Raw genomic sequence first — 22224 nt, forward strand, 5'->3', positions numbered from 1 at the left:
TTGCTTCGCTTGAAAAGACTTTTACAGGTGTCTAAGACGCTGTAAAGCTGTTAAATTATCTTAAATTTTCCAGCAGGCGCTTCAGCACTGCCTGTGCGGCGTACGTACGGTTGTTAGCCTGCTCCAGCACCAGCGAGTTCGGTCCGTCCAGCACCTCGTCGCTCAACTCCACATTGCGGCGCACCGGCAGGCAGTGCATCACCTTGCCGTTGTTAGTGGACTGCAGCTTCTCATTCGTCAGCATCCAGCCCTCGCCCTCTGTCAGCACCTTGCCGTAATCTGTGTAGCTCGACCAGTTTTTGACATATATAAAGTCGGCGTCGTGGAGCGCCTCCTGCTGGTTAGTGGTTATCCGGGCATTCCCCGTGAATTCGTCCGCCAGTTCATATCCCTCCGGATGCGTGATCACGAAATCCACCTCCGCTTTTCCCATCCACTCGGCAAAAGAGTTGGCCACGCACTGCGGCAGCGCTTTCACGTGCGGAGCCCATGTCAGCACCACCTTTGGCCGTTTTCCCGCAGGGGTGTTTTCTGTGATCGTCAGCAGGTCAGCGAAGCTCTGGAGCGGGTGCCGCGTCGCAGACTCCAGGCTTACCACCGGCACCTTGCAGTAGGCGATGAACTTACGGAGCAGGTCTTCGCTGTAATCCTCCTCGCGGTTCTGAAGTTTCGGGAAAGAGCGGATGCCGATGATGTCGCAGTAACGTCCCATCACGGCTGCCGCTTCTTTTATATGCTCTACCGTGCTGCCGTTCATCACGGCGCCGTCCTGCGTCTCGAGCGCCCAGCCTTCTTTATCCATGTTCATCACCATCACGTTCATACCCAGGTTCACGGCTGCTATCTGGGTGCTCATGCGCGTGCGCAGGCTTGGGTTGAGAAAAAGCAGGCCAAGGGTTTTGTTCTCTCCCAGGTGCTTGTATTCGTACGGATTCTGTTTCAGGTGCAGTGCCTCGTTTACCAGATCCTCTAGGTTGGCTACATCCTGCACAGCGGTAAATTTTTTCATTAGTTCGTTTGTATGGCGATGGTATGAAGGATAGACTCAAACGCAGACAGAAAGGTGTCTGCTTCGCGGGCGCCGATGCACAGGGGCGGTAATAGGCGCAGCGTGTTTTTATCGGAGGAGGAACCGGTGAAAATACCGTATTCCGTCAGCAGTTGCTTGCGTATGGGGCCGCATGGCTCCTCTAACTCCACCCCGATCATCAGGCCTGCGCCCCGTACGTCGCGCACGCCCGGCAGCTGCCGCAGCTCCTGCATCAGCCTGTTGCCGATATGCGCTGCGTTCTCCATCAGTTTTTCATCCTCCAGCACTTCCAGCACCGCGAGTGCAGCCACGCAAGCCAGGTAATTTCCACCAAAGGTCGTGCCCAGCAGCCCGTGCTTCGCCTCAATCGACGGGTTGATCAGCACGCCGCCTATCGGGAAGCCGTTGCCCATGCCCTTGGCCACCGTGATCAGGTCAGGCTGAATCCCCGCATGCTGATGCGCGAAAAACTTTCCTGTTCGGCCATAGCCCGTCTGCACTTCATCCAGGATCAGGAGGGCGCCAACCGTTTTGCAGCCAGCCGCAATTTCCTGTAGAAAAGCCTCCTCCGGCACGTGTACGCCGCCGACGCCCTGCATGCCCTCTATGATAACGGCAGCAAGCCCGGAACCATGTGCCTGCACAGCTTCTTTAAAAGCCTCAGTGTCATTTAGTGGAAGGAATATGACGTTATCCGTTTCGTTGATGGGCGCCTGTATGGCGGGGTTGTCGGTGACGGCGACGGCAGCGGAGGTGCGGCCATGGAAGGCGCCCTTGAAAGCGATCACTTTTTTGCGCCCCGTATGGAATGAGGCCAGCTTCAGGGCATTCTCGTTTGCCTCGGCACCCGAATTACACAGGAATAGCTCATATTTGTCGTAGCCACTCAACCTGCCCAGTTTGTCTGCCAGTTCCTGCTGCAGTGGCATCTGCACCGAGTTTGAGTAAAAGCCGATGTCGTACAACTGGCGCGCGATGCGCTTGAGGTAGTGCGGATGGCTGTGCCCGATGGAGATTACAGCGTGCCCGCCGTACAGGTCGAGGTAGCGCCGTCCGTTCTCGTCCCAGAGGTAGGCGCCCTGCGCCTTGACAGGCGCTATATCAAAAAGCGGATAAACGTCGAAGAGATTCATTTCGCTAAGTTTTAGATGTAAGAAGTTAAACAGTAGATGAAGTACTTCACGTACATGATCGGTTTCGTTAAAGAGTGTTGCTGATGGTATATATAAAAAGGCCTGTAGCCTTAAAAGGCCGATGCCTTCAGGTTAAGACCCGCTTTTTCATCGAGCCCAAAAAGCAGGTTCATGTTCTGCACCGCCTGCCCCGAGGCACCTTTCACCAGGTTGTCAATCATGCTGGTAATAATCAGATGCTCGCCCTGCTTCTCTATATATAAGAGGCATTTGTTGGTGTTCACCACCTGTTTGAGGTCCGGCGTACTGCTGCTGATCGACACAAACGGGTGCGTTGCGTAGTAGGCGCTATATAAATCTATCCCCTCGCTTTGGCTGAGCCCGCTACGCATATACGACGTGCACAGGATGCCACGGGTAAACGGCCCTCGGTAAGGTACGAAATTTATGGCGGGCACTTCCGTTCCCTGTAAGCTCTGCAGGGTACGCCCCAGCTCGCGCAGGTGCTGGTGGTTGAGCACTTTGTAATTGGAAATGTTGCCGCTACGCCAGCTGTAGTGCGAGGTGGGGCTCAGGCTCTGGCCCGCGCCGGTGCTGCCGGTAATGCCGCTCACGTGCACCTCCTCCGTCAGCAGGCCTTCAGCGGCCAGCGGGAGCAGCGCCAGTTGCATGGCCGTGGCAAAGCAACCCGGGTTAGCGATATTCTGCGCCTGTTGTATCGCCTCACGCTGCAGTTCCGGCAAGCCATATATAAACGTGCGGCCGGCATCCGTTACGGCTGCCTCCTTTGTGCCCTCGTTCCAGCGGAAATCCTGGCTCAGGTCAATAACTTTTATATGCGCGGGTATGGCATTGGCATCCACGAAGCGTTTGGCATCGCCGTGGCCCACACAGAGGAAAAGCACGTCCACATCCGGCAGCAATGCCTCTGTAAACTTCAGCTCCGTGTCTCCCAGCAGGTCTCTGTGCACTTCGTGCACCGGCTTCCCGGCTTGGCTGCTGCTCTGGACAAAAGCGATGTCGACGTTGGGGTGGTGCAGGAGCAGGCGCAGCATCTCACCGCCCGTATACCCTGCGCCGCCTACTATGCCCGCCTTCACCTTTACTTCGCTGCCCATGCCGAGTCGCTGTTTATGCTGTGGTACATTTTGGTCTGGTTGCCGAAGATCTTCGCAAACCCTTTCACGTCGTCCGAGGTCCAGGCACGGTTCATCTCCCCATAGGTGCCGAACTTGTTGCTCATCAGGTCGTGCACGCTTTCGATGCCCTCCACCTGGAAGCGGTAAGGCGCCAGGAGCACAAACACTTTACCCGTTACGTTCTGCTGCGTGCTTTGCAGGAAAGCCTCGATGTCGCGCATCGTCGGGTCGAGTAACTGGCCTTCGTGGAGCCAGTTGCCATACCACACCGACAACTGGTCTTTCCAGTACAGCTGCCATTTCGTGAGCACGTGCTTCTCCAGCGTATGGTGCGCTTTGATGATGACCATCGGCGCGGCCGCCTCAAAGCCCACGCGCCCTTTGATCCCGATAATGGTATCGCCCACGTGGATATCGCGGCCGATCGCAAAAGGTGCGGCAAGTTCCTGCAGGTACTGGATTGCCAGAACCGGATGCTCAAACACCTGCTCGTTCACACCCACCAGTTCTCCTTTCTCGAACTGCAGCGTGACACGCTCCGACTGCTGCTTGCTCAGCTGGGTCGGGTAGGCTGACTCCGGCAAAGGCAGGTTGGAGGTTAATGTTTCCTTTCCGCCGACCGATGTGCCCCATATGCCTTTGTTGATAGAGTACTGCGCTTTTTTGAAGTCCATTTCCACGCCGTGCTCCTGCAGGTAAAAAATTTCCTCCTCCCGCGACAGCTTTTTATCCCGGATGGGCGTGATGATCTCCACTTCCGGTATAATGGCCTGGAAAATCATATCAAACCGCACCTGGTCGTTTCCGGCACCGGTGCTGCCGTGGGCCACATAATCAGCCCCAATCGATTTGGCGTAGTTAGCGATGGCAAGGGCCTGCGTCACGCGCTCGGCACTCACGGAAAGCGGGTACACGTTGTTTTTCAGCACATTGCCATATACCAGGTAGCGGATGCAGCTGTTGTAGAAATTCTCAGTCTCGTTCAGGTGCGTGTGCTTTTTTGCTCCCATGGCGTAGGCCCGGCGCTCTACATCCTGCAGTTCCTCCTCCGAAAAACCACCCGTGTCTACAATTGCGGTGTATACTTCCAGCCCCAGTTCCTGGGCAAGGTAAATGGCGCAGTACGAGGTGTCTAATCCGCCGCTAAAGGCTAAAACTACTTTTTTCATGTTTATTTCTTTTACTGATATCAGGCCGCTCAGGCGGCTGACATGTTAGAGTTTTGATTTTCGGAAGTTTGGTTCTGACGCTGGCGGTGGCGCGTCCAACGCTCCTGCACGCTGTTCACTTTGGGCTGCGGCTGCTTCTCCACAACCGGCAACGGCACATAGCCCTCCTCCTTGGCAGGATCATAGAGCATGGCGGTACAGAGGCAGTTGCTTCTGTTTTTGCTCTGCAAGATCTCAAAATTCACGCAACTGCGACAGCCCTTCCAGAACTCCTCGTCGTCTGTCAGTTCTGAATAGGTAACTGGCTTGTAGCCGATGCTGGAGTTAATGCGCATCACGGCCAGGGCCGTCGTCAATCCAAATATTTTGGCGTCCGGGTATTTGGTGCGTGAGAGTTCGAATATCTTATTTTTGATCTGCCGGGCCAGCCCGCTCTTGCGCAGGTCCGGCGACACGATCAGGCCGGAGTTGGCCACGTACTTGCCGTGTCCCCACGTTTCGATGTAGCAGAAGCCTGCCCACCGGCCATCGGCGTGCAGGGCAATTACAGCTTTGCCCTCCAGCATCTTCTGCGCGATGTAGTCAGGGGATCTTTTGGCGATGCCAGTCCCTCTGGCCTTCGCCGACTCTTCCATCTCGGTGCAGATCTGCTGTGAGTGGATGATGTGTTGCTCGCTGGCAACGGTAACAATGAATTCGGATTGATTCATTTATTTAAAAATATATATCCCTGCTGTGCTCGCGCACAGTGCAATAAAACATTAAGTAAAAAAATGATGTAGCAAACACGCACAAAGCATCTTTGTGTGAGTGAGTTTAAGCTATACAGGAAGATTGGTTGAAGTATGACTACCGCATAGGCAGTCAAAGAGTACGCCGGCCTAGGGCCTGTAGCGGACTACAGATGAGTTGATCCTAAAAACTACCCCCACGGGAAGGATAGAAAAAGTCGCACGCTTCCGGAGGGAAGTGTGTTTTATCATGTTTGATGATAAACGCGCCTTTTTTTGCATTGCTTTAGTAAGTTGTTAATAAAAAGGTATGGTTGTTATACCTATATGAACAGTACAAATGTTTCACATTATTTTTTTTATTTACAAGAGATGTCGCTAAAAATGTGCAAAAATTTTAAGTGTTCACATCCTCTTTTAAATAAATATCGCTGAGCCTGATACCGTTACAACTTTATATGGCACCCTAATGATTCCTTCTCATTCTGATTCTGCGGCAAAAGCCCTACCTTGCGGGTCTCAACACAGGCATAACACCAGCAGCAGAAGCATCGTTTCGGATATATGAAAATATTTTCATGGAGGGTAATGGCGGGTTTGCTTTTCTCAGCGATTGGGATGGTCTCTTTGCTGCTCATGCGCCAGCCGCTCACCGCGGCGGTTTGGCTGAGCTTTGGCAATGGCCTCATTTTGTCTGATCTGAAGTTTACTGGAACGGACGAAAAGGGAAACACTTACCTCAAGCCTGTCCCCCCGGTGAGGTACTACGTGGCCATATCGCTGATTGTGCTGGCAGTGCTCCTGCTTGCGCTGCAGGTGTACCTCGACTTTCAGAAAACCAGCTCATCCACTTAAAGTAAAACAAACGCTAACTTCATATTGCGGCGCAGCGCTTTATAATGCTAACATTCCCGCCGGTCATGCCGGACAGAGATCATATCCTGCTTTGCAACACCAGGTCCACATCTACTATCTCTGCTTCCCGGCGCAGGCGAATGCGCAGTTTGCGTCCGGGTTTGCTTTCCAGGAGTCGCAGCAGCTCAGGCAGCATAATATCGCTGCAGTTCCGGCCATTCACATGCAGTAACTGGTCGCCGGGCTCCAGCCCCACAAGTTTCGCCGGCGAATCCTCTATTACATTCGAAACAATGTAAAAATTTGTGCCGGGCAAAGGCGTGGTCACTTCAAAACCTGCCATGTTGTAGCTAAAAGGCTCTTTGAAGCGTTTGTTGGGTATCATGATGAGGCGGTTGTGCGGGTAATCAAATATCACCGTGAAGCGCGAAAGAATATCAGAACCGAGGTTGCCGTTGCGGTCGCCCACGTTCAGCGCCAGTTTAATGGACGACTCGTCCGGGTAAGAGGCCGTCAGGTCCTGCAACTCGTACTTGCCAAGTGAGAATGCCTCCAAGCGCCCGATCTGACCGTTAATGTCGCCGCTGAGTCCTCTGCCCAGATATGCCTTCATCACTTTCTGGGGTAATAAAAGACGCTCATCGGAGGGCAGGTAAAGGGAGATGCTGTTGCTGGCACCGGTGTCTACTACAAGCTTTACCCTCACCGTGTCGCCGTTGTGCTGCCGTATCTTACCATATACATAGGGCTTTGTGCCCTCTATATACAAAGGATACTCCTCTGCCCTGCGGCGCTTTTTAATTTTTTGATCAGGCCTGTAGAGGGTGATGACACTGTTGCTGTAGTTGATCTTGACAATAAAATTTTTGAAGATGTTGTAACCAATAATCCCATGCACCGGCATTCCCATGCGCGTGGAAAGGTTAAAGACATCCTCCATCAGCACGAACACCTCGTTATTCACCCCGCTGATGCCGGGCAAATGCAGGTCGTTGCCCTTCGATTGATACGCTTCGATGGAATGGCCTTCTCCCAAGCCCCGGATGCTGATCTTGTTCACATCCCTCAGGTCCAGTGAGTCGGCAAAATACAGGCGGGTGATCAGCGTGCTTTTTACCCCGGAATCTAAAATGAAGTTGAGTGGCTGCGAACTGTTGATCCTGACAGGGATGACGATGAGGTTGTGAACGAGCTTGAAAGGGATTTTTACGCTTTTGCGGTTGGTGGTAAAAAAGACCGTGTCTCTGTCGTACGCAGGCAATTCCTGGGCCTGTGCCACAGGCTGCAGCATAAACAGGGACAGTAAAATCAGTATCAGGAATCCGGCTCGTTTCATACCCTGAAAGTAAAAGGGTGATAGATAGTCAGCTCATTTTATAAACATACGCAATAGCAGACATAAACAACTATATAACAAGCTGTTATTATTTATGATTCCGATAATAAGATGGATTTTTTCAGAGAGAGTGAGTACCCGCTCATATAGAGGGTGTTATCTTCTCTTTTTTCGGGCTGCCGCTACATCTGTGAGGTTTTTGCCTTTTTCCCGACCGAAGAAAAGAAACTTTGGGCTACCTATAACCTGAGAGCCGTATATGCCGGAATGCCCGGAGAAGAGGTATGCCGTTACGCAGACCAGGGCCATATATACACTGCTCTCTGCCCCGAAAAGCTCAATGGCCATGATGGTGCACGTGAGGGGGGTATTCGTAGCCCCGGAAAAAACTGCCACAAAGCCCATACCGGCCAGCAGGGCAATAGGCAGCGGTACCACCAGCGACAGCGCGCTGCCCAGCGTGGCCCCAGTGAAAAAAAGCGGCGTCACCTCCCCTCCTTTAAAACCTGCCCCCAGCGTGAAGGCCGTCAGCAGCAATTTCACGAAGGCAGCATACCACGGCTGCACCTGCTCAAACGACTCCTGAATAGTCGGTATGCCCAGGCCGATGTATTTTGTTGTGCCCATGCCCCATACCACTACCGCTACCACTGCCCCGCCGAGCAGGGGGCGGAAAGGAGCATAAGCGATGCGTTGCTTGAACTGAGCCGAGAAAAAATGCGTGGACTTGGCGAATATCATGCCCGTTAGCCCAAAAACCGCCCCCAGCAGTAAGGTATACCCAATACCGGAAATGGTGACCTCCGGAACAAAAGGAATGGCGTAATGGGTATGGCCAACGCCCCAGGCCAGGCAGGTATAGTCAGCAATAACGGCAGCCAGGAAACTTGGCAGGAGCGCCTCGTAGCGTAGCCTGCCCAGGATAAAAACCTCCAAACCGAAAACAGCGCCGGCCAGCGGCGTGCCGAAAAGGGAGGCAAACCCGGCGCTTATCCCGGCGATGATCAGCACCTTACGGTCGCGGGGACGGAGCCGGAAAAGGTACGTGAACTGATCGGCGAGGGTGCCGCCCATTTGCACGGCCGTGCCCTCCCGCCCGGCTGAGCCGCCGAACAAATGCGTGGCCAGCGTGCCCAGCAGCACCAGCGGCGCCATGCGGAAAGGAAGCACCTGCCGCGGTTGCTGGATCTCCTCCAGCAGCAGGTTGTTGCCTTTCGCGGCGCTCTTGCCATAATAATGGTATAACATGCCAATGGCCAGGCCACCAAGCGGCAGCAGCCATATGATTACTTTATGCGCCTCACGGTAACCCGTCACCCAATCAAGGGCAACCAGGAAGAACGCCGAGGCGCTGCCAGCCGACACCCCCACCAAGACACAGATCACCAGCCACTTCAGCAGGTAGAGGAAGGCCGTTGCCTGCTCACCGGCAGAGAGTGCCTTGCTTAAGAGTTTTTTATATATGCTTTTTTGGGGGGTATACTGCTTTTTCATATGCTGCTGCCGGCAAATATACAACAAAGGCATAGCAATGCTTGCCCATTTGCAGGAGTCATCAGCCGTTGCGGCGGGCGCCGGCGGTTCGGGGTGTTACCCCATCACCCAGTGTATAAATATAGAAAATGTCAAACATATACCAAAAGATGTGCTTGTTGCATCAGTTGGTTTTAAGAATGCTCCCTCCACAAATGCGCATATACCCAGGGGCAGCAGCGGGTTTAAGAAGAGCATTTCTTCAATTGGATTGTGCGAATAAAAATCGAGCGGCACAAAATGCCTGCGCCCCAACATCCTCAAACAATATAAAGTAGTATTTGCACTAAAACTATGGCGTGTAATTCAGTAAATAGGTGCTTTCAGTGGGCATAGGTTGCAAAAAGCCAAATTTAAAAGCATAATTAAGTATCTTTGAGTTGAGCGAAAGCAGCTCTGCCACAGCTAAATTATACTATTCTCATCAATGCATTATATTGACCTTCTCATTTTCGTACTGTACATGTTGGCAATGCTGGGTATCGGGTTTTACTTCCTGAGAAAGAACGAAGGGGCAGATGACTATTATGTGGGCGGACGCAGGATGGGGAGCGGGCATATCGGGCTGTCGGTGGTGGCGACCGATGTTGGCGGCGGCTTCTCCATTGGCTTAGGGGGGCTGGGCTTTACGATGGGCCTTTCCGGCTCCTGGATGCTCTTCACCGGCCTGCTGGGTGCCTGGCTCGCAGCCGTGTTCCTGATCCCAAAAGTGAAGAATAATCCTGCCTTTGCTAAATTCCTGACTTTCCCGCAGATCTTCGGGTACTATTTTAATGCCCGGGTGGCGCTGCTGGCGGGCATTATCTCCGCCATCGGTTATACCGGGTTCACCAGCTCGCAGATCCTGGCGGGCGCCAAACTCGCCAGTGGCACCTTCGTCAGTCTCGACCTGAACACGGCGTTGCTGATCATGGGGGTGATTGCCGTGGTATATACCGTCATGGGCGGCATGAAAGCCGTCATCTACACCGATACCGTGCAATGGGCTATCCTGATGATTGGGCTCGTTTTTATTGGCGTGCCGGTTTCATTCCTGGCCGTGGGGGGCGGTATAGAGCAGCTCAGCTTCGCCAACCTCCTTGACATCTCCTGGCTTTCGGAGCAGAGCGGCAGGAGTATGTCCGCTATCCGCACGACCCTGCCTCCCGGTTTCCTGAGTCTGACGAACGTGACCTGGCGGCAGCTGGTGAACTGGGCGATCACCATCATCCCCATCTGGTTTGTGGGCATGACGCTGTATCAGCGCATTTACGCCTGCCGCGATGAGAAGACTGCAAAGAAGGCCTGGTATATCGCCGGGCTGTTTGAGTGGCCCGTTATGGCTTTTATGGGCGTGAGCCTGGGCATTCTGGCGCGCGTGGCGGCGGAGCAGGGAATGTTTGACGCATTGGGTGCCGGCGCGGTGGTGGACCCGGAGACCGGGCTTCCGATGCTGCTGCGCACGGTGCTGCCGGTAGGGCTGATGGGGCTGATGCTCTCCTCCTACTTCTCCGCCATTCTCTCTACCGCTGATAGCTGCCTGATGGCTTCCTCGGGCAACATTGTGTCTGACGTGATCAGCCACTTCCGACGCGTGGACCCGGAGGCGCCGTCAACGCTGCGGCTCTCGCAGCTGGTGACCCTGGCGGTGGGTGCCTTTGCGCTCTGGCTCGCCACCACCATGACCAATGTGCTGGACATGATGCTCTACTCTTATGCCTTTATGGTGTCTGGTTTGTTTGTGCCGATCATAGGGGCTCTTTTCTGGAAGCGGCGCAGCAGCGTGGCGGCTTTCTGGGCTATGCTGGCGGGAGGCGCGGTTACAGTGGTGCTGCAGGTATATAGCGTCTCCGCCCCGGTAGCCGGTGCCGACCTGCAGGAACTTTCCGGCTTCCTGCAGCCTTACTTTCCGGCGGATATGAGCGGCAACTGGACAAACCTAGGGATGGCTGAGCTACAGGAGGTGGTGGAGCAAACCCTTTCTGCACACAGCATTATTCATATCCCGTGGCTGCAGCTCACCTTCCGTCTGCCGCTCCCCCTGGATCCGAACCTATATGGCCTCACCGCCTCGCTCCTCCTTTACATCACGTTAACGTATATATACCCGGATAAGAAAGAAGAAAAACCATGGAAGAAAGCAACAATGTCTCCTACAGCATCTACACACCCGCTAACCCACAAGGTTTAGACAGAGACGAAGTGATTGATTTCCTCTTCCACCACCTCGACGAGTACGGAGACGAGCGGGAGGATATTGCCAGCTGCATGGACTATGCGCTCTCAGAGGCGGAGGGCAAGGGAGGCGCCGTGCTGGTGGCCCGGGAAGGCGGCAAGGTGGTGGGTGCCCTCATCCTGAACAATACCGGCATGAGCGGTTTTATACCAGAGCATATACTGGTATATGTGGCGGTGCACAGCAGCCAGCGCGGCAAGGGCGTCGGAAAGAGGCTGGTGCAGCTGGCCGCTGACAACACCACTGGGAGCATTGCCCTGCACGTAGAGCCTCAGAACCCCGCCAGGCGCCTGTATGAGAAAATGGGATTCACAAATAAATACCTGGAGTACCGCTTACTAAGATAAAAAATGGCTGTTCTAAAGCTATACCGCGAAAAATTAAATCATAACTATCATCACCTTAACAAGGTCTTTCAGCAGCATCAGATAGACTGGGGGGTAGTAACGAAGCTCCTTTGTGGAAACGAGCTGCTGCTACGGGAGGTGCTCGCGCTTGGTGTAAGGGAGATACACGACTCCCGCGTCACCAACCTGAAGGCGATCAAGAAAATAGCGCCCGACGTGCAGACTGTCTATATCAAACCCTCTCCGAAGAAGAGCATACCCGACATCGTGCAATACGCGGACGTCAGCTTCGAGACAGAATTGGACACGATACGGATGCTGTCGGAGGAGGCGGTGCGGCAGGGCAAGACGCATAAAATCATCATCATGATTGAGATGGGTGACCTGCGCGAGGGTGTGATGGGCGATGACCTGGTTTCTTTCTATGAACACATCTTTGAATTGCCCGGAATAGCCGTGATCGGTTTAGGAGCCAACTTTAACTGCCTGCACGGCGTCATGCCCACGAAAGACAAACTGGTGCAGCTAAGCCTTTACAAGCAGTTGATCGAGGCGACCTTCAGCAAGAAGATCCCCTGGGTTTCAGGCGGGACTTCCGTTACCATCCCCTTGCTATTCAGCCACCAGTTGCCCCGGGGCATCAACCACTTTCGTATTGGGGAGGCCTTGTTCTTTGGCCTTAACCTCTTCACAGGCGAGACATTCGAAGGCATGCACGACGATGTGTTTGAGCTGGAGACCGAGATTATCGAGCTCACCGAAAAACCGATGGTGCCGCATGGCATGCTGGCCGAGAACCCAAGCGGCGACAGCTACGAAATTGATGCGAACCTTTATGGCAAGACCTCGCACCGCGCCATATTGGATGTCGGCTTGCTGGATATCAATCCGAAGTTTCTCATCCCGAAAGAGGGACAACTGAGCGTGATCGGGGCAAGCTCAGACATGCTGGTAGTAGAGCTCGGCGAAAACAATGAAAACTACAGGTTAGGTGATACGCTGTGCTTCAAGCTCCGGTATATGGGGGCACTCAGCCTGCTCAATTCGCGCTATATAAACAAAGAGGTAGTGGTATAAGCGCTGCACTTAAAGGCTTTATCTAATTAATACCAGAACACTTGTCCTTTCATCGCGCTTCCGTTTACTGCTGAGCCAATCTTTACATTTCGCTTGAATCTGTGACTGGAGGCTGCGCAGGAATTGATTTCGCACGCAACCACTAATCAGCTGACTTTGAACATATAAATAACATTTAAGCAAAAGTCACGTCTCTTAATGGAATATTAGTAGAACCGATTTCCTAATCTATTATTCCAAGCCTGTACATGCCGAAGCTTCAGTTGGTAAAACGCATTCTCTATCCTCTGCAGGAGTTTATCAAAGCAGAAGCATTCAGCGGCATTCTTTTAATGCTGGTCACCCTGGCGGCTATTGCCTGGGCCAACTCCCCCTGGTCCGAGACGTACGACGCCGTCTGGAACACCCCACTTACCATTGCCTTCGGCGAGTACGGCCTTACCAAAGCCACCATCCTCTGGATAAACGACGGCCTGATGGCCATATTCTTTTTTGTGGTGGGCCTGGAGATAAAACGTGAGATGCTGATGGGGGAGCTCGCCTCGTTCAGGACAGCTGCATTCCCCGTGGTGGCGGCATTGGGCGGTATGTTAGTGCCGGCCGGTATATATGCTGCTTTCAACTACAACACAGCGGGTCTGAGTGGCTGGGGCATACCCATGGCGACTGATATCGCCTTTGCCCTGGGTATTCTGACGCTGCTGGGGAACAGGGTGCCTCTGTCGCTCAAGCTCTTTCTGGTGGCTTTCGCCATCGTGGATGATATAGGTGCGGTGTTGGTTATCGCCTTATTTTATACCGCGCAAGTGGATTACCTCATGCTTTGGGTCGCCATGCTGGTGTTCGGGATACTATTAGTTCTTAGCGCGGTTCGTGTAAACAACATTTGGATCTATGTATTTCTCGGAGTGATCATGTGGTTCGCGTTCCTGAAATCCGGTGTGCACGCTACCGTGGCCGGCATCCTGCTGGCCACCACCATTCCGATCCGATCCAAAATAACGGATGAAGATTTTATATCCACCACCGACACTATTTTGGGGGAACTCCAGGCCTTTCATTATACCCGGACAGGCGAGGATGATGAGCAACCGGAGGAGGAGAATTTTCAGGCTGCGGTGCACACGCTGGAGAATAACTGCGAGGAGGCTTTGTCTCCGCTGCACCGGCTGGAGCACTCACTTCACCCCTGGGTCGCTTATTTCATTATGCCCGTGTTTGCGCTGGCCAACGCTGGCATCTACATCGATGCAAACCTGACCACGGGGTTCTTTAACGCAATGTCGTGGGGAATCATACTGGGCCTGATCATCGGAAAGCCGGTGGGCATTCTGCTTTTTACCTCGTTTGCCGCCTTCACCGGGCTGGTGTCAAAGCCTGACTCCTTTAACTGGCCCCAGTTGATCGGGGCAGGGCTTCTAGGTGGCATAGGGTTTACAATGTCAATTTTTATAGGGAATTTGGCCTTCGCGGCATCCCCCTTCCTGGCGCAGGCAAAACTGGCCATCCTGTTAACCTCTGTTACGGCCGGGGCAGCAGCTTACCTGCTGCTCCGGTTTGCCTCCTCCCGCCAAGTTGAAGATTCTGAATGATTTTTACTGAGTTTCAGAACAAATTGAAGTGGCTATTGCCCCTTCCTTGTTTTATATCGCGCAAGACGGATAAACGGCAGCAAGCCCCTTATGCCAGTATAGCGTCTAAAAAGCCCAGTTTCTCTTCGTTCTTGTCCTTGAATACCAAAAGCGGAATATCCATATCCTTTCGCAGCACTTTCTCCGTCACGCTGCCGAGCACGAACAAAGCCGCGGCTGTGAGGCCCTTCGCCCCTATTACCAGCAGATCGGCATGAAGGCGTTTCGCTTCTAATACAACCAGGGCCCCTACATCATCCTGCTCCTCCTGCCGCACCAATATAAACTCAGCCCTGTCCTGCAGTTCCGGGAAGCGCTCCAGAAGATTGTCGTACTTCTTATACGCAAAGCCCTGCATGCGCCTGTCGAACTCCTCATAGCTCATCCCGAGCGTGATATACCCTGTCGGGACCTGGTATACATGCAGGCAAGCCACCTGCACATCAGGCTTTGCCAGGGCAGAGTGCAGAACGCGGTCGAGGGCCATCTCGCTGTATTTAGAGAAGTCTACGCTTACCACCACCTGTCGCAGCCTGGGTTCAAACGCCTCCGGAACAAACAAGACACTGTTCCGGCCGGTGCGCAGTAGCTTCTGCGCCAGCACGCCGCTGCCATGCAGGCGAAGTTTACGACCAACCAGAATAAGGTCCACCTGTTTTTCTTTCGCCCAATGCAGTAGTTGCTTCAGAGGGCTTCCCGCCTCTATCATTACCTCGGTTTCTACCTGCGGCAATGCGGCAAATGCCGTTTTTATTTTAGCGGAAAGCATTTCCCTAATATTCGCTTCGGAGGAAACATTCTCCTTCTGCAGGTTGTGCAGGAGCTCAGAAGGCACATCGAGGCTTTTCTCGATATGGATGAAACTCACCTGCGCCACCTGTAGCTCGGCGCAAATGTAGGCTGTGTATGCAATCAGGGTGTCATCTACCGGGCTAAGGTCAAGGCCTACCAGTAGTCGGTTTAGCGTTTTCATTGTTCGATTTTTTTAAGGTTCATGAAGGATTAAGGCTATGCTTTGCGATATTGTTTTGCAACTAAATGAGCGTAGGCGGGTAAGTAATGCTATCTTACGGTAATATCCTAAAAGATATACGTTAATTCAATGTCAGATGGCCTACCTGCTGCTCTCAGGGTTTGTATTCGCCTTTTCCGCGCCGTTGCTTTATCGCTGGATGGGGGAGCGCGTGTTTCTGCTGATGTTGTTGTTTCCTCTCCTGTTCCTGGTCTACTTCAGCGTGCAGGCTCCTGTTATACTGGCTGGTAACAGCATTTCAGACACGATAAACTGGGTTCCTGCGCTTGGCTTAAACCTACAGTTCCGGCTAGACGGGCTCAGCCTTTTGTTTTCGCTGCTGATCTCTTTTTTCGGTTTGCTGATAATTCTCTACTCCCGCGGCTACCTTGGCCAGCACCCACTGCTGGGGCGGTTTTATATGTACCTCATCCTGTTCATGGTCGCCATGCTGGGGGTGGTAACGTCAGATAATATCTTTTGCCTCTTCCTGTTCTGGGAACTCACCAGCATCAGTTCTTATCTGCTGATAGGGTTTAACCATGAGGAGGAAAAAGCCCGAAGTGCAGCGTGGCAAGCCTTGCTGGTGACCGGTGCGGGCGGTCTGGCGCTTTTAGGGGGGCTGCTGCTGTTGGGCCAGGTTAGCGGGGAAAGCACTTTCAGCGGCATGCTGGAGAGCGGCGCATCGGTGAAGGCAAGCCCTTTGTACCTGCCCTCGCTCCTGCTGATCCTGCTGGGCTGTTTTACCAAATCCGCCCAGTTTCCGTTTCACTTCTGGCTGCCTAATGCCATGGCGGCCCCCACGCCCGTGAGCGCCTATCTTCATTCGGCCACCATGGTAAAAGCAGGCATATACCTGCTGGCGCGTTTAACTCCTGCTTTAGGCGGCACGGATGTGTGGCAGTATACCTTAGTTTCTGTAGGTGGCGCTACGGCTTTGTTGGGCGCAATCCTGGCCCTGCAACATACCGACTTAAAGGCAATATTGGCCTATACCACCATCAGCTCACTGGGGCTTCTCGTAACGATGACAGGCATCGGAACAGAGTTGGCGATGAAGGCGATGCTGGTATTTTTAGTGGCCCACGCCCTATATAAAGGCGCTTTGTTTTTGGTTGCTGGCGCCGTCGACCATAGCACCGGCACCCGGGAACTACACGCGCTGCAGGGGCTGGGCAGCAGCATGCGGTGGACGGGCGCCGCCGCTACCCTGGGTTCTCTCTCCATGGCGGGCGTTATTCCCTTTGTGGGGTTTATGGGGAAAGAATTGCTTTATGAGGCATCGCTGGGACTCAGCATCATGAACATTTTTGTGCTCACAACTACGGTCGTGGCTGGAGTGGCATTCGTGGCCGTGGCATTCATGCTCAGCCTCAGGGTTTTCTGGAGAAAAGTGAATATCCCGACCCCAGTGCAGCATGCCACCTCCCCCTTCCTCTATATGCCGCCGCTGGTACTGGGGCTTTGTGGGCTTGTTTTAGGTTTATTTGCCAACTTGCTGCTGGCCCCAGTATTAGAGCAGGCGGCACATAGTGTACTGCCCCGCCACCGGCCAGAGTTGGTGCTTGCGCTGTGGCACGGCCTCACGCCTGTACTTTTGCTGAGCCTGCTTACACTGCTGATGGGCGGTTTAGTATACTATTTTCTACCCGGCCGACGCTTTCATTCCACCTCCCTCAACTGGATCTATAACTATGGTCCGGATAGTATTTACCATCTGGTATTCAATGGCTTCCTGAAAGGTTCTAAATATTTTATACGAAACCTGCAAAATGGGTATCTGCGTAACTACATCATCTATATCATCCTGTTTTTTTGCGGTCTTCTGATCTATGTGCTACGGCGCGATGAATTAGTCGTCCATCTCAGCGAAAGGCGTGGACTGATCCAGGAAATCAGGCTATATGAAGTCGTGCTGTCAGTGTTGGTAGCAGGCGCGCTTTTATATTTATTGGGTACGCGATCCCGCCTTACCTCCATCGTGGTGATGGGTTTAATAGGCTATTCGGCGGCTTTGTTTTATATACTGTTCGGCGCACCGGACGTGGCGGCGACGCAGCTGCTGATCGAGACCCTTACGGTGGTGATGTTTGTGTTGCTGCTGCACAAAATGCCCGCGTTCAGTTACCTCTCCCACCAGTTTCTCCGGTACTATTTTATCGCGATCTCCGTAATTTTCGGGGCTGTGATGACCTACGTGCTGCTGCTGGTGCAGGAGCATGCGGTGGAATCGGAGTTGAAGCGTTTTTACGGAGAAAGCAGCTACCTGCAGGGCCACGGCAAGAACATCGTGAATGTTATCCTCGTCGATTTCCGGGGACTGGACACCATGGGCGAAATCACGGTGCTGGCCGTGGCGGCAATCGGTATTTTTGCGCTCCTGCGCCTCTATCCGAAGAAAGGGGGCAAGACATGAGAACGATCATTTTTTCCACGGCCATTCGCCTCCTCACGCCTGTTTTCCTGCTCTTCTCGGTCTATATCCTGATCAGGGGCCACAACCATCCGGGCGGGGGCTTTATTGGCGGGCTGATCGGGGCGATTGCCTTTGTGTTTCATGTGCTGGCCCACGGGGCGAATGCCACCTCACGCGTTTTCTTCAGTCTCACATTCTATTTTTACCCCCGCCAGGCTGGGCACAGCCGGACCCGCTATGCCATGCAGATTTTGAATGCGAATATCCGGAACCGCAAAAACTCAAACCAGCCACACCAGTGGAACTTTGTCTTTCTGCACGTGCGGCCGGTGTATCTGATGGGCCTCGGGCTGCTCCTGGCTGTGACCAGTGGTACATTTTCGCTCGTGTTGCAAAAGCCTTTTATGACCGGTATATGGATCGAGCATGAAATACCTATCATCGGGGCATTGGGCACTCCCTTACTGTTTGATATAGGCGTGTACCTGCTGGTGATGGGGATGGTGCTTAAGCTTGTTTTCTCTATGTCAAAAGAATAGCCTATGGAGCTGCTGCTGCCAATTTTGATCGGGATTCTGTTTTCGGTAAGCCTGTACTTTATCCTGCACCGCCACCTGTTTAAACTAATCCTGGGGCTGATTTTGTTTGGCCTGGCCACTAACCTTTTCCTGTTTGTGGTGGGTGGGCTATCTGACGGGGGTGTCGCCATCATCGCGAAAGGCCAGGCCACCGCAGACAAGGTGTACCCTGACCCGGTGCCGCAGGCGCTCCTGCTGACTGCCATCGTAATTGGTTTTGGGATTCAGGCTTTCGCCATCGTGCTAATCCGGAGGGTCTATCAAATATTTAAGTCGAATAACCTGGATGATCTGAACAAGACAGATATAACATGAGTCGCTTTTGCTGATCCGCCCTTTCCTGTCTATCCCCCCACCTGTTACCCGAACCATATATGACACGTCCTGACCTACTGCTTATGCTGCCGCTGCTCCTGCCGCTTTACGGGGCAGTGCTTTGCCTGCTGGCATGGCAGCGCGTGAAGGCGCAGGCGGTAGTAGCGGGGTTGGTGCAGGCCGGCTGGCTGGCGTCGGCTGGCGTGTTGTTCTACCAGGTGTATCAGCGGGGTATCCTTTCAACAGACATCGGAAACTGGCCTGCACCCTTGGGCATCACCCTCGTGGCGGACCAGTTCGCCGCACTTATCCTGCTGAGTGCCACAGTGGTTGGCATGGCGGTCTATATGTTCTCGCTGTTGGGCCTGGATTACTCACGCAAAAGGTTTGGGTATTACCCCTTGCTGTTACTCTTGCAGATGGGTGTTTCAGGTGTTTGCCTCACGGGCGATATGTTCAACCTATATGTGTGGTTTGAAGTTTTGCTGATCTGCTGCTTTGCCCTGCTGGCATTGGGCGGAACAAGGGCACAATTGGAGGGCACTTTAAAATACGTCACAATCAATTTTGTCGCCTCCGGTTTGTTACTGACAGGTATCGGCGTTATGTACAGCCTGTATGGCTCGCTTAACCTCGCCGCCCTGGCGCAGCTGGTGCGGCATCCGGATAATCAGAACCTGCCGCTGCTTTCCATGACCAGCATTTTCTTTTTGACAGGGTTTGGGATAAAATCAGCTATTTTCCCATTGTTTTTCTGGCTGCCCGCTTCCTACCACACGCCTCCTATCGCCATTTCGGCTTTTGTTGCCGGCCTTATCTCCAAGATCGGCATCTATACCCTAATCCGGCTCTTCACCCTCATTTTCATCTCTGACCTGGGCTTTATGCTACCGTTGCTGCTGGTGCTTTCCGGATTAACCATGGTGGTGGGTGTGATAGGTGCCGCCGCACAGAAAGACTTTCGGAAAATACTTTCGTTCCACATCATCAGCCAGATCGGGTATATGCTGATGGGGCTGGCGATTTATACGCCACTGGCCCTGGCAGGCAGTATTTATTTTATCATCCACAACATCCTTGTAAAAACAAACCTGTTTCTCGTGAGCGGTGTCGTCGCGCAGCGGCACCACACCTTCTCTCTGAAGAAACTGGGAGGCTTGTATTTAAAACAGCCCCTGCTGTCACTCCTCTTCCTGCTGTCGGCGCTTGCTTTGGCTGGGGTTCCGCCCTTGTCTGGGTTCTGGGGGAAATTCATGCTGGCCAAGGGGGGCTTTGAAGCAGGCAACTACACCATCGTAGCTGTGTCGCTCTGTGTGAGCCTCGTCACGCTGTTTTCCATGACAAAAATATGGAATGAAGTGTTTTGGAAGAAAAAAGACAAACCGGCGCCATCTCCCCCGGATGTAATTCGCGCGGGGAACGTATCCGATAAGCTGTTGTATGTGCCGGTAGTGTTCCTTCTCCTGTTTATTCTCCTGATCAGCCTATATGCCCAGCCTGTGATCGTGGTGGCGCAGCAAGCTGCCGATCAGTTGCTCAACACCTCATTTTACATAAACACCGTACTCCATAAATAGGAAGAACCGGTTCACTTAAAAAGATAAAAAAGAAACGTATGCGACTTTTCTATATACACAGCGCCATCGCTTTTTTGGGTGTATTCCTGACGCTGCGGGAGGAGCGACTGCCGCTCCCTTATAATGCCGTAAGCGCCTCTGTGTTTTTCCTGCTGCTCTTTTTCGTGCTTTGGCTCAGTTCGTGGTTTTACAGGCGCACTTACTTCCATAAACTTCCAAAGGGGATCATGTTCGGGCTCTTCTTCCTGAAGGAAATGCTGGTGGCCAACGTGAAGGTGGCTTTCGATATCCTCACACCCCATTACTATATGCGGCCTACTGTCATTGCCGTGCCACTGCGGGCCAAAACGAACCTGGAGATTATGCTTCTGGCAAACATGATCACCCTGACGCCCGGTACCCTGAGCATCGACGTCAGCAAAAACAGGAAAATACTGTATGTGCACGCCCTCTACGTTAAAAACAATGATGTTGAGAAAGTGAAGCAACATATTAAGAATGGGTTTGAGCGAAGACTTTTAGAACTGACGGGATGAGCTTGTTCCAGTCAACCCTGCTGCTGTCGATGGTGATGCTGAGCTTGTGTCTGCTGCTGACCGTTGTGCGCTTTGCCATAGGCCCTTCCCTGCCCGACCGCGTCACCGCCTTCGACCTGATTGTGGCGAACGTGATCGGTATGATTGCCATATACACAGAATTATCAAACAACCAGGACCTGATCGACGTGGCCATGATCCTGTCTCTTTTCGGTTTCCTAGGCTCGGTATCTTTTGCTTACTATATGATGAGAACCACAAAATGAAGATGCCCGATTCTATGGATTTTATGATGATAAAGGAGATTATCAGCTGCGCATTTATTCTTGCGGGCGTTTTCTTTATGCTGGTGGCCACCATCGGCCTGCTGCGGCTGCCGGACTTTTATATCCGGATGTCAGCCATCACGAAAGGATCCACGCTGGGGGTGGGACTGATCCTGCTGGGGCTGGGCATATACTTTAACCAACCGAGTATGCTGCTGAAAGTGCTGGCCATCATTGTCTTTACTTTTATCACCGCGCCGGTGGCTGCCCATGTTATCGGGCGCACGGCGGTTCAGAACAAAATACCCTTCTGGGAGAAAACGAATCTAAAGGAATTTAAAAAATACCTGCACCGGGAGCATCTGGAAGAAGTGGTGAGCCAGGATAAGTACAAGGAGCAGAAGCTCAGGAAGAAGAATGCTGCGCGTGACGGGGGTGCAAAATAAATGGCCGCATGGGTTCTGCATACTTAGTTAAAGCCTCCACCGAGGTAAGTTTATACTCAGGGTAAGACATGGCAGTAAGGCTACCGCCAAAAACACAGCCGGTGTCGATGTTGATCGTGTTATTCCGCCAATGCGGCTCCTGCACAGGCGTGTGGCCATATACCACGACAGACTTTCCGCAATATTCAGCAGCCCAGTCCAGCCTGATCGGCAAGCCTTTTTCGTCCTTTCCGCCTGAGACAGGCCCGTAAAGGCACAACGCGCGCACGCTTTTGGAGTTGCTGCCATGCAGGCGCTCTTCCAGCCCGGCATGCGCAACGATCAGGCGCCCCTCATCGAAAATAAGGTGATGCGGCAAGGTCCCCAGAAAATCTTTTACACGAGTTCGGAAAGCGTCATCGTAAGATGCTAGCTGGGCTACCGTTAGCTCCAGGCCGTGCCGTACCTGCACGTTGTGGCCCAGCAGCATGCGGTGAAGTTTGTCATCATGGTTGCCGCTCACGCAGTAGGCCAGCCCCTGTTCCATCAGGTCCATTACCAGACGCAGCACCTCCGGAGAGTTTGGACCGCGATCTACCAGGTCCCCCACAAAAATCAACTTGCTCCTTACTTGCGACTGGGATATATACCGTTGCTGCTCGTGTAGTTCTACAGCGTATCCCAGTTGCTGTAGCAGCGCCAGCAGTTCCTCAAAGCAGCCGTGGACATCCCCGATTATGTGGAAAGGTCCCCGCTGGTCCGGATGTGCCGCGTAGTTTTGCTGCTGCTGATCCTGTGCAATCATAAACAATAGGTGCTGTAATTGAATAATTAAAAACGCAGAGCCGAAAAAGCCTTCTATATAAACAGAGGAAACGGCATGTAAGTTAGTTGAAAGTCATC

Annotated in this window: 21 protein-coding genes and 1 riboswitch; of the genes, 12 read left to right on the plus strand and 9 right to left on the minus strand. The window is 53.0% G+C overall.

Annotated features, from left to right (window positions below; translation table 11 throughout):
* Positions 1–55 precede the first annotated feature (55 nt).
* The 5 genes from ABD920_RS05390 to ABD920_RS05410 all read right to left on the minus strand — a co-directional run bounded on the left by ABD920_RS05390 (position 56) and on the right by ABD920_RS05410 (position 5181).
* On the minus strand, positions 56–1009 hold the full coding sequence (locus tag ABD920_RS05390) for a Rossmann-fold NAD(P)-binding domain-containing protein (protein WP_345157345.1): 954 nt from the start codon (positions 1007–1009) through the stop codon (positions 56–58).
* Entirely contained in the window at positions 1009–2163 is a 1155-nt protein-coding gene (locus tag ABD920_RS05395) for an aspartate aminotransferase family protein (RefSeq protein WP_345157346.1), read from the minus strand. The genes ABD920_RS05390 and ABD920_RS05395 overlap by 1 nt, the downstream gene beginning before the upstream one ends.
* 110 nt (positions 2164–2273) lie before the next feature.
* Complete coding sequence (argC, locus tag ABD920_RS05400) at positions 2274–3281, minus strand: N-acetyl-gamma-glutamyl-phosphate reductase (RefSeq protein WP_345157348.1); 1008 nt, start codon at positions 3279–3281, stop codon at positions 2274–2276.
* Positions 3266–4471 carry an argininosuccinate synthase gene (locus tag ABD920_RS05405; RefSeq protein WP_345157349.1) on the minus strand — a complete coding sequence of 402 codons (1206 nt, stop codon included), beginning with the start codon at positions 4469–4471 and terminating at the stop codon, positions 3266–3268. Before ABD920_RS05405 ends, argC begins: the two co-directional genes overlap by 16 nt.
* A 29-nt stretch (positions 4472–4500) precedes the next feature.
* Positions 4501–5181 (minus strand): GNAT family N-acetyltransferase, encoded by a 681-nt coding sequence (locus ABD920_RS05410; RefSeq protein WP_345157350.1) that lies wholly within the window; start codon positions 5179–5181, stop codon positions 4501–4503.
* A 585-nt stretch (positions 5182–5766) separates the two neighbouring features.
* On the opposite strand from ABD920_RS05410, the gene ABD920_RS05415 reads away from it, so the two are divergent.
* Positions 5767–6057, plus strand: a complete 291-nt coding sequence (locus ABD920_RS05415; RefSeq protein ID WP_345157351.1) for a hypothetical protein — start codon at positions 5767–5769, stop codon at positions 6055–6057.
* A 79-nt stretch (positions 6058–6136) separates the two neighbouring features.
* Here the strand turns inward: ABD920_RS05415 and ABD920_RS05420 are convergent, their stop codons facing one another.
* Positions 6137–7393 (minus strand): aspartyl protease family protein, encoded by a 1257-nt coding sequence (locus ABD920_RS05420; protein ID WP_345157353.1) that lies wholly within the window; start codon positions 7391–7393, stop codon positions 6137–6139.
* A 156-nt stretch (positions 7394–7549) separates the two neighbouring features.
* Positions 7550–8887, minus strand: a complete 1338-nt coding sequence (locus ABD920_RS05425; protein WP_345157354.1) for a voltage-gated chloride channel family protein — start codon at positions 8885–8887, stop codon at positions 7550–7552.
* 45 nt (positions 8888–8932) lie between these two features.
* A riboswitch (Fluoride riboswitch) is annotated at positions 8933–9005 on the minus strand.
* A 348-nt stretch (positions 9006–9353) separates the two neighbouring features.
* Here ABD920_RS05425 and ABD920_RS05430 point away from each other — a divergent pair.
* The 4 genes from ABD920_RS05430 to nhaA all read left to right on the plus strand — a co-directional run bounded on the left by ABD920_RS05430 (position 9354) and on the right by nhaA (position 14157).
* Positions 9354–11096: a sodium:solute symporter family protein gene (locus tag ABD920_RS05430; RefSeq protein ID WP_345157355.1), complete on the plus strand. Its 1743-nt coding sequence runs from the start codon at positions 9354–9356 to the stop codon at positions 11094–11096.
* Positions 11036–11488, plus strand: coding sequence for a GNAT family N-acetyltransferase (locus ABD920_RS05435; protein WP_345157357.1), 453 nt, complete (start codon positions 11036–11038; stop codon positions 11486–11488). The genes ABD920_RS05430 and ABD920_RS05435 overlap by 61 nt, the downstream gene beginning before the upstream one ends.
* A gap of 3 nt (positions 11489–11491) precedes the next feature.
* Positions 11492–12565 (plus strand): alanine racemase, encoded by a 1074-nt coding sequence (locus ABD920_RS05440; protein WP_345157358.1) that lies wholly within the window; start codon positions 11492–11494, stop codon positions 12563–12565.
* A gap of 248 nt (positions 12566–12813) precedes the next feature.
* Positions 12814–14157: a Na+/H+ antiporter NhaA gene (gene nhaA, locus ABD920_RS05445; RefSeq protein ID WP_345157360.1), complete on the plus strand. Its 1344-nt coding sequence runs from the start codon at positions 12814–12816 to the stop codon at positions 14155–14157.
* Positions 14158–14245: 88 nt separating this feature from the next.
* Here the strand turns inward: nhaA and ABD920_RS05450 are convergent, their stop codons facing one another.
* Entirely contained in the window at positions 14246–15169 is a 924-nt protein-coding gene (locus ABD920_RS05450; protein ID WP_345157361.1) for a universal stress protein, read from the minus strand.
* Positions 15170–15305: 136 nt separating this feature from the next.
* Between ABD920_RS05450 and mbhE the strand changes: the two genes are divergently transcribed.
* From mbhE to mnhG, 7 genes are read left to right on the plus strand one after another with little or no spacing between them, the layout of a single operon-like run.
* Positions 15306–17624, plus strand: coding sequence for a hydrogen gas-evolving membrane-bound hydrogenase subunit E (mbhE, locus tag ABD920_RS05455; protein WP_345157362.1), 2319 nt, complete (start codon positions 15306–15308; stop codon positions 17622–17624).
* Positions 17621–18163: an MnhB domain-containing protein gene (locus ABD920_RS05460; RefSeq protein WP_345157363.1), complete on the plus strand. Its 543-nt coding sequence runs from the start codon at positions 17621–17623 to the stop codon at positions 18161–18163. Before mbhE ends, ABD920_RS05460 begins: the two co-directional genes overlap by 4 nt.
* A gap of 3 nt (positions 18164–18166) precedes the next feature.
* The gene (locus ABD920_RS05465) at positions 18167–18517 is read left to right on the plus strand and encodes an NADH-quinone oxidoreductase subunit K (protein ID WP_345157365.1); all 351 of its coding nucleotides are present in this window, start codon (positions 18167–18169) and stop codon (positions 18515–18517) included.
* 59 nt (positions 18518–18576) lie between these two features.
* On the plus strand, positions 18577–20094 hold the full coding sequence (locus ABD920_RS05470; RefSeq protein ID WP_345157366.1) for a proton-conducting transporter transmembrane domain-containing protein: 1518 nt from the start codon (positions 18577–18579) through the stop codon (positions 20092–20094).
* Positions 20095–20132: 38 nt separating this feature from the next.
* Positions 20133–20630, plus strand: coding sequence for a Na+/H+ antiporter subunit E (locus ABD920_RS05475; protein ID WP_345157367.1), 498 nt, complete (start codon positions 20133–20135; stop codon positions 20628–20630).
* Positions 20627–20896: an MrpF/PhaF family protein gene (locus ABD920_RS05480; protein WP_345157369.1), complete on the plus strand. Its 270-nt coding sequence runs from the start codon at positions 20627–20629 to the stop codon at positions 20894–20896. Before ABD920_RS05475 ends, ABD920_RS05480 begins: the two co-directional genes overlap by 4 nt.
* A 14-nt stretch (positions 20897–20910) precedes the next feature.
* A complete protein-coding gene (mnhG, locus tag ABD920_RS05485) occupies positions 20911–21342 on the plus strand; it encodes a monovalent cation/H(+) antiporter subunit G (RefSeq protein WP_345157371.1) in 432 nt (143 codons plus the stop codon).
* Here mnhG and prpE read toward each other — a convergent pair.
* On the minus strand, positions 21302–22126 hold the full coding sequence (prpE, locus tag ABD920_RS05490) for a bis(5'-nucleosyl)-tetraphosphatase PrpE (protein ID WP_345157373.1): 825 nt from the start codon (positions 22124–22126) through the stop codon (positions 21302–21304). The genes mnhG and prpE overlap by 41 nt on opposite strands.
* Positions 22127–22224 lie beyond the last annotated feature (98 nt).

Source organism: Pontibacter saemangeumensis (genome assembly GCF_039541895.1).
Taxonomy (GTDB): domain Bacteria; phylum Bacteroidota; class Bacteroidia; order Cytophagales; family Hymenobacteraceae; genus Pontibacter; species Pontibacter saemangeumensis.

What these genes read in the sequence shown, in the direction of transcription:
- ABD920_RS05390 (WP_345157345.1), bottom strand. Translation starts at nt 1,009, where the DNA reads ATGAAAAAATTTACCGCTGTGCAGGATGTAGCCAACCTAGAGGATCTG.
- ABD920_RS05395 (WP_345157346.1), bottom strand. Translation starts at nt 2,163, where the DNA reads ATGAATCTCTTCGACGTTTATCCGCTTTTTGATATAGCGCCTGTCAAG.
- argC (WP_345157348.1), bottom strand. Translation starts at nt 3,281, where the DNA reads ATGGGCAGCGAAGTAAAGGTGAAGGCGGGCATAGTAGGCGGCGCAGGG.
- ABD920_RS05405 (WP_345157349.1), bottom strand. Translation starts at nt 4,471, where the DNA reads ATGAAAAAAGTAGTTTTAGCCTTTAGCGGCGGATTAGACACCTCGTAC.
- ABD920_RS05410 (WP_345157350.1), bottom strand. Translation starts at nt 5,181, where the DNA reads ATGAATCAATCCGAATTCATTGTTACCGTTGCCAGCGAGCAACACATC.
- ABD920_RS05415 (WP_345157351.1), top strand. Translation starts at nt 5,767, where the DNA reads ATGAAAATATTTTCATGGAGGGTAATGGCGGGTTTGCTTTTCTCAGCG.
- ABD920_RS05420 (WP_345157353.1), bottom strand. Translation starts at nt 7,393, where the DNA reads ATGAAACGAGCCGGATTCCTGATACTGATTTTACTGTCCCTGTTTATG.
- ABD920_RS05425 (WP_345157354.1), bottom strand. Translation starts at nt 8,887, where the DNA reads ATGAAAAAGCAGTATACCCCCCAAAAAAGCATATATAAAAAACTCTTA.
- ABD920_RS05430 (WP_345157355.1), top strand. Translation starts at nt 9,354, where the DNA reads ATGCATTATATTGACCTTCTCATTTTCGTACTGTACATGTTGGCAATG.
- ABD920_RS05435 (WP_345157357.1), top strand. Translation starts at nt 11,036, where the DNA reads ATGGAAGAAAGCAACAATGTCTCCTACAGCATCTACACACCCGCTAAC.
- ABD920_RS05440 (WP_345157358.1), top strand. Translation starts at nt 11,492, where the DNA reads ATGGCTGTTCTAAAGCTATACCGCGAAAAATTAAATCATAACTATCAT.
- nhaA (WP_345157360.1), top strand. Translation starts at nt 12,814, where the DNA reads ATGCCGAAGCTTCAGTTGGTAAAACGCATTCTCTATCCTCTGCAGGAG.
- ABD920_RS05450 (WP_345157361.1), bottom strand. Translation starts at nt 15,169, where the DNA reads ATGAAAACGCTAAACCGACTACTGGTAGGCCTTGACCTTAGCCCGGTA.
- mbhE (WP_345157362.1), top strand. Translation starts at nt 15,306, where the DNA reads ATGGCCTACCTGCTGCTCTCAGGGTTTGTATTCGCCTTTTCCGCGCCG.
- ABD920_RS05460 (WP_345157363.1), top strand. Translation starts at nt 17,621, where the DNA reads ATGAGAACGATCATTTTTTCCACGGCCATTCGCCTCCTCACGCCTGTT.
- ABD920_RS05465 (WP_345157365.1), top strand. Translation starts at nt 18,167, where the DNA reads ATGGAGCTGCTGCTGCCAATTTTGATCGGGATTCTGTTTTCGGTAAGC.
- ABD920_RS05470 (WP_345157366.1), top strand. Translation starts at nt 18,577, where the DNA reads ATGACACGTCCTGACCTACTGCTTATGCTGCCGCTGCTCCTGCCGCTT.
- ABD920_RS05475 (WP_345157367.1), top strand. Translation starts at nt 20,133, where the DNA reads ATGCGACTTTTCTATATACACAGCGCCATCGCTTTTTTGGGTGTATTC.
- ABD920_RS05480 (WP_345157369.1), top strand. Translation starts at nt 20,627, where the DNA reads ATGAGCTTGTTCCAGTCAACCCTGCTGCTGTCGATGGTGATGCTGAGC.
- mnhG (WP_345157371.1), top strand. Translation starts at nt 20,911, where the DNA reads ATGGATTTTATGATGATAAAGGAGATTATCAGCTGCGCATTTATTCTT.
- prpE (WP_345157373.1), bottom strand. Translation starts at nt 22,126, where the DNA reads ATGATTGCACAGGATCAGCAGCAGCAAAACTACGCGGCACATCCGGAC.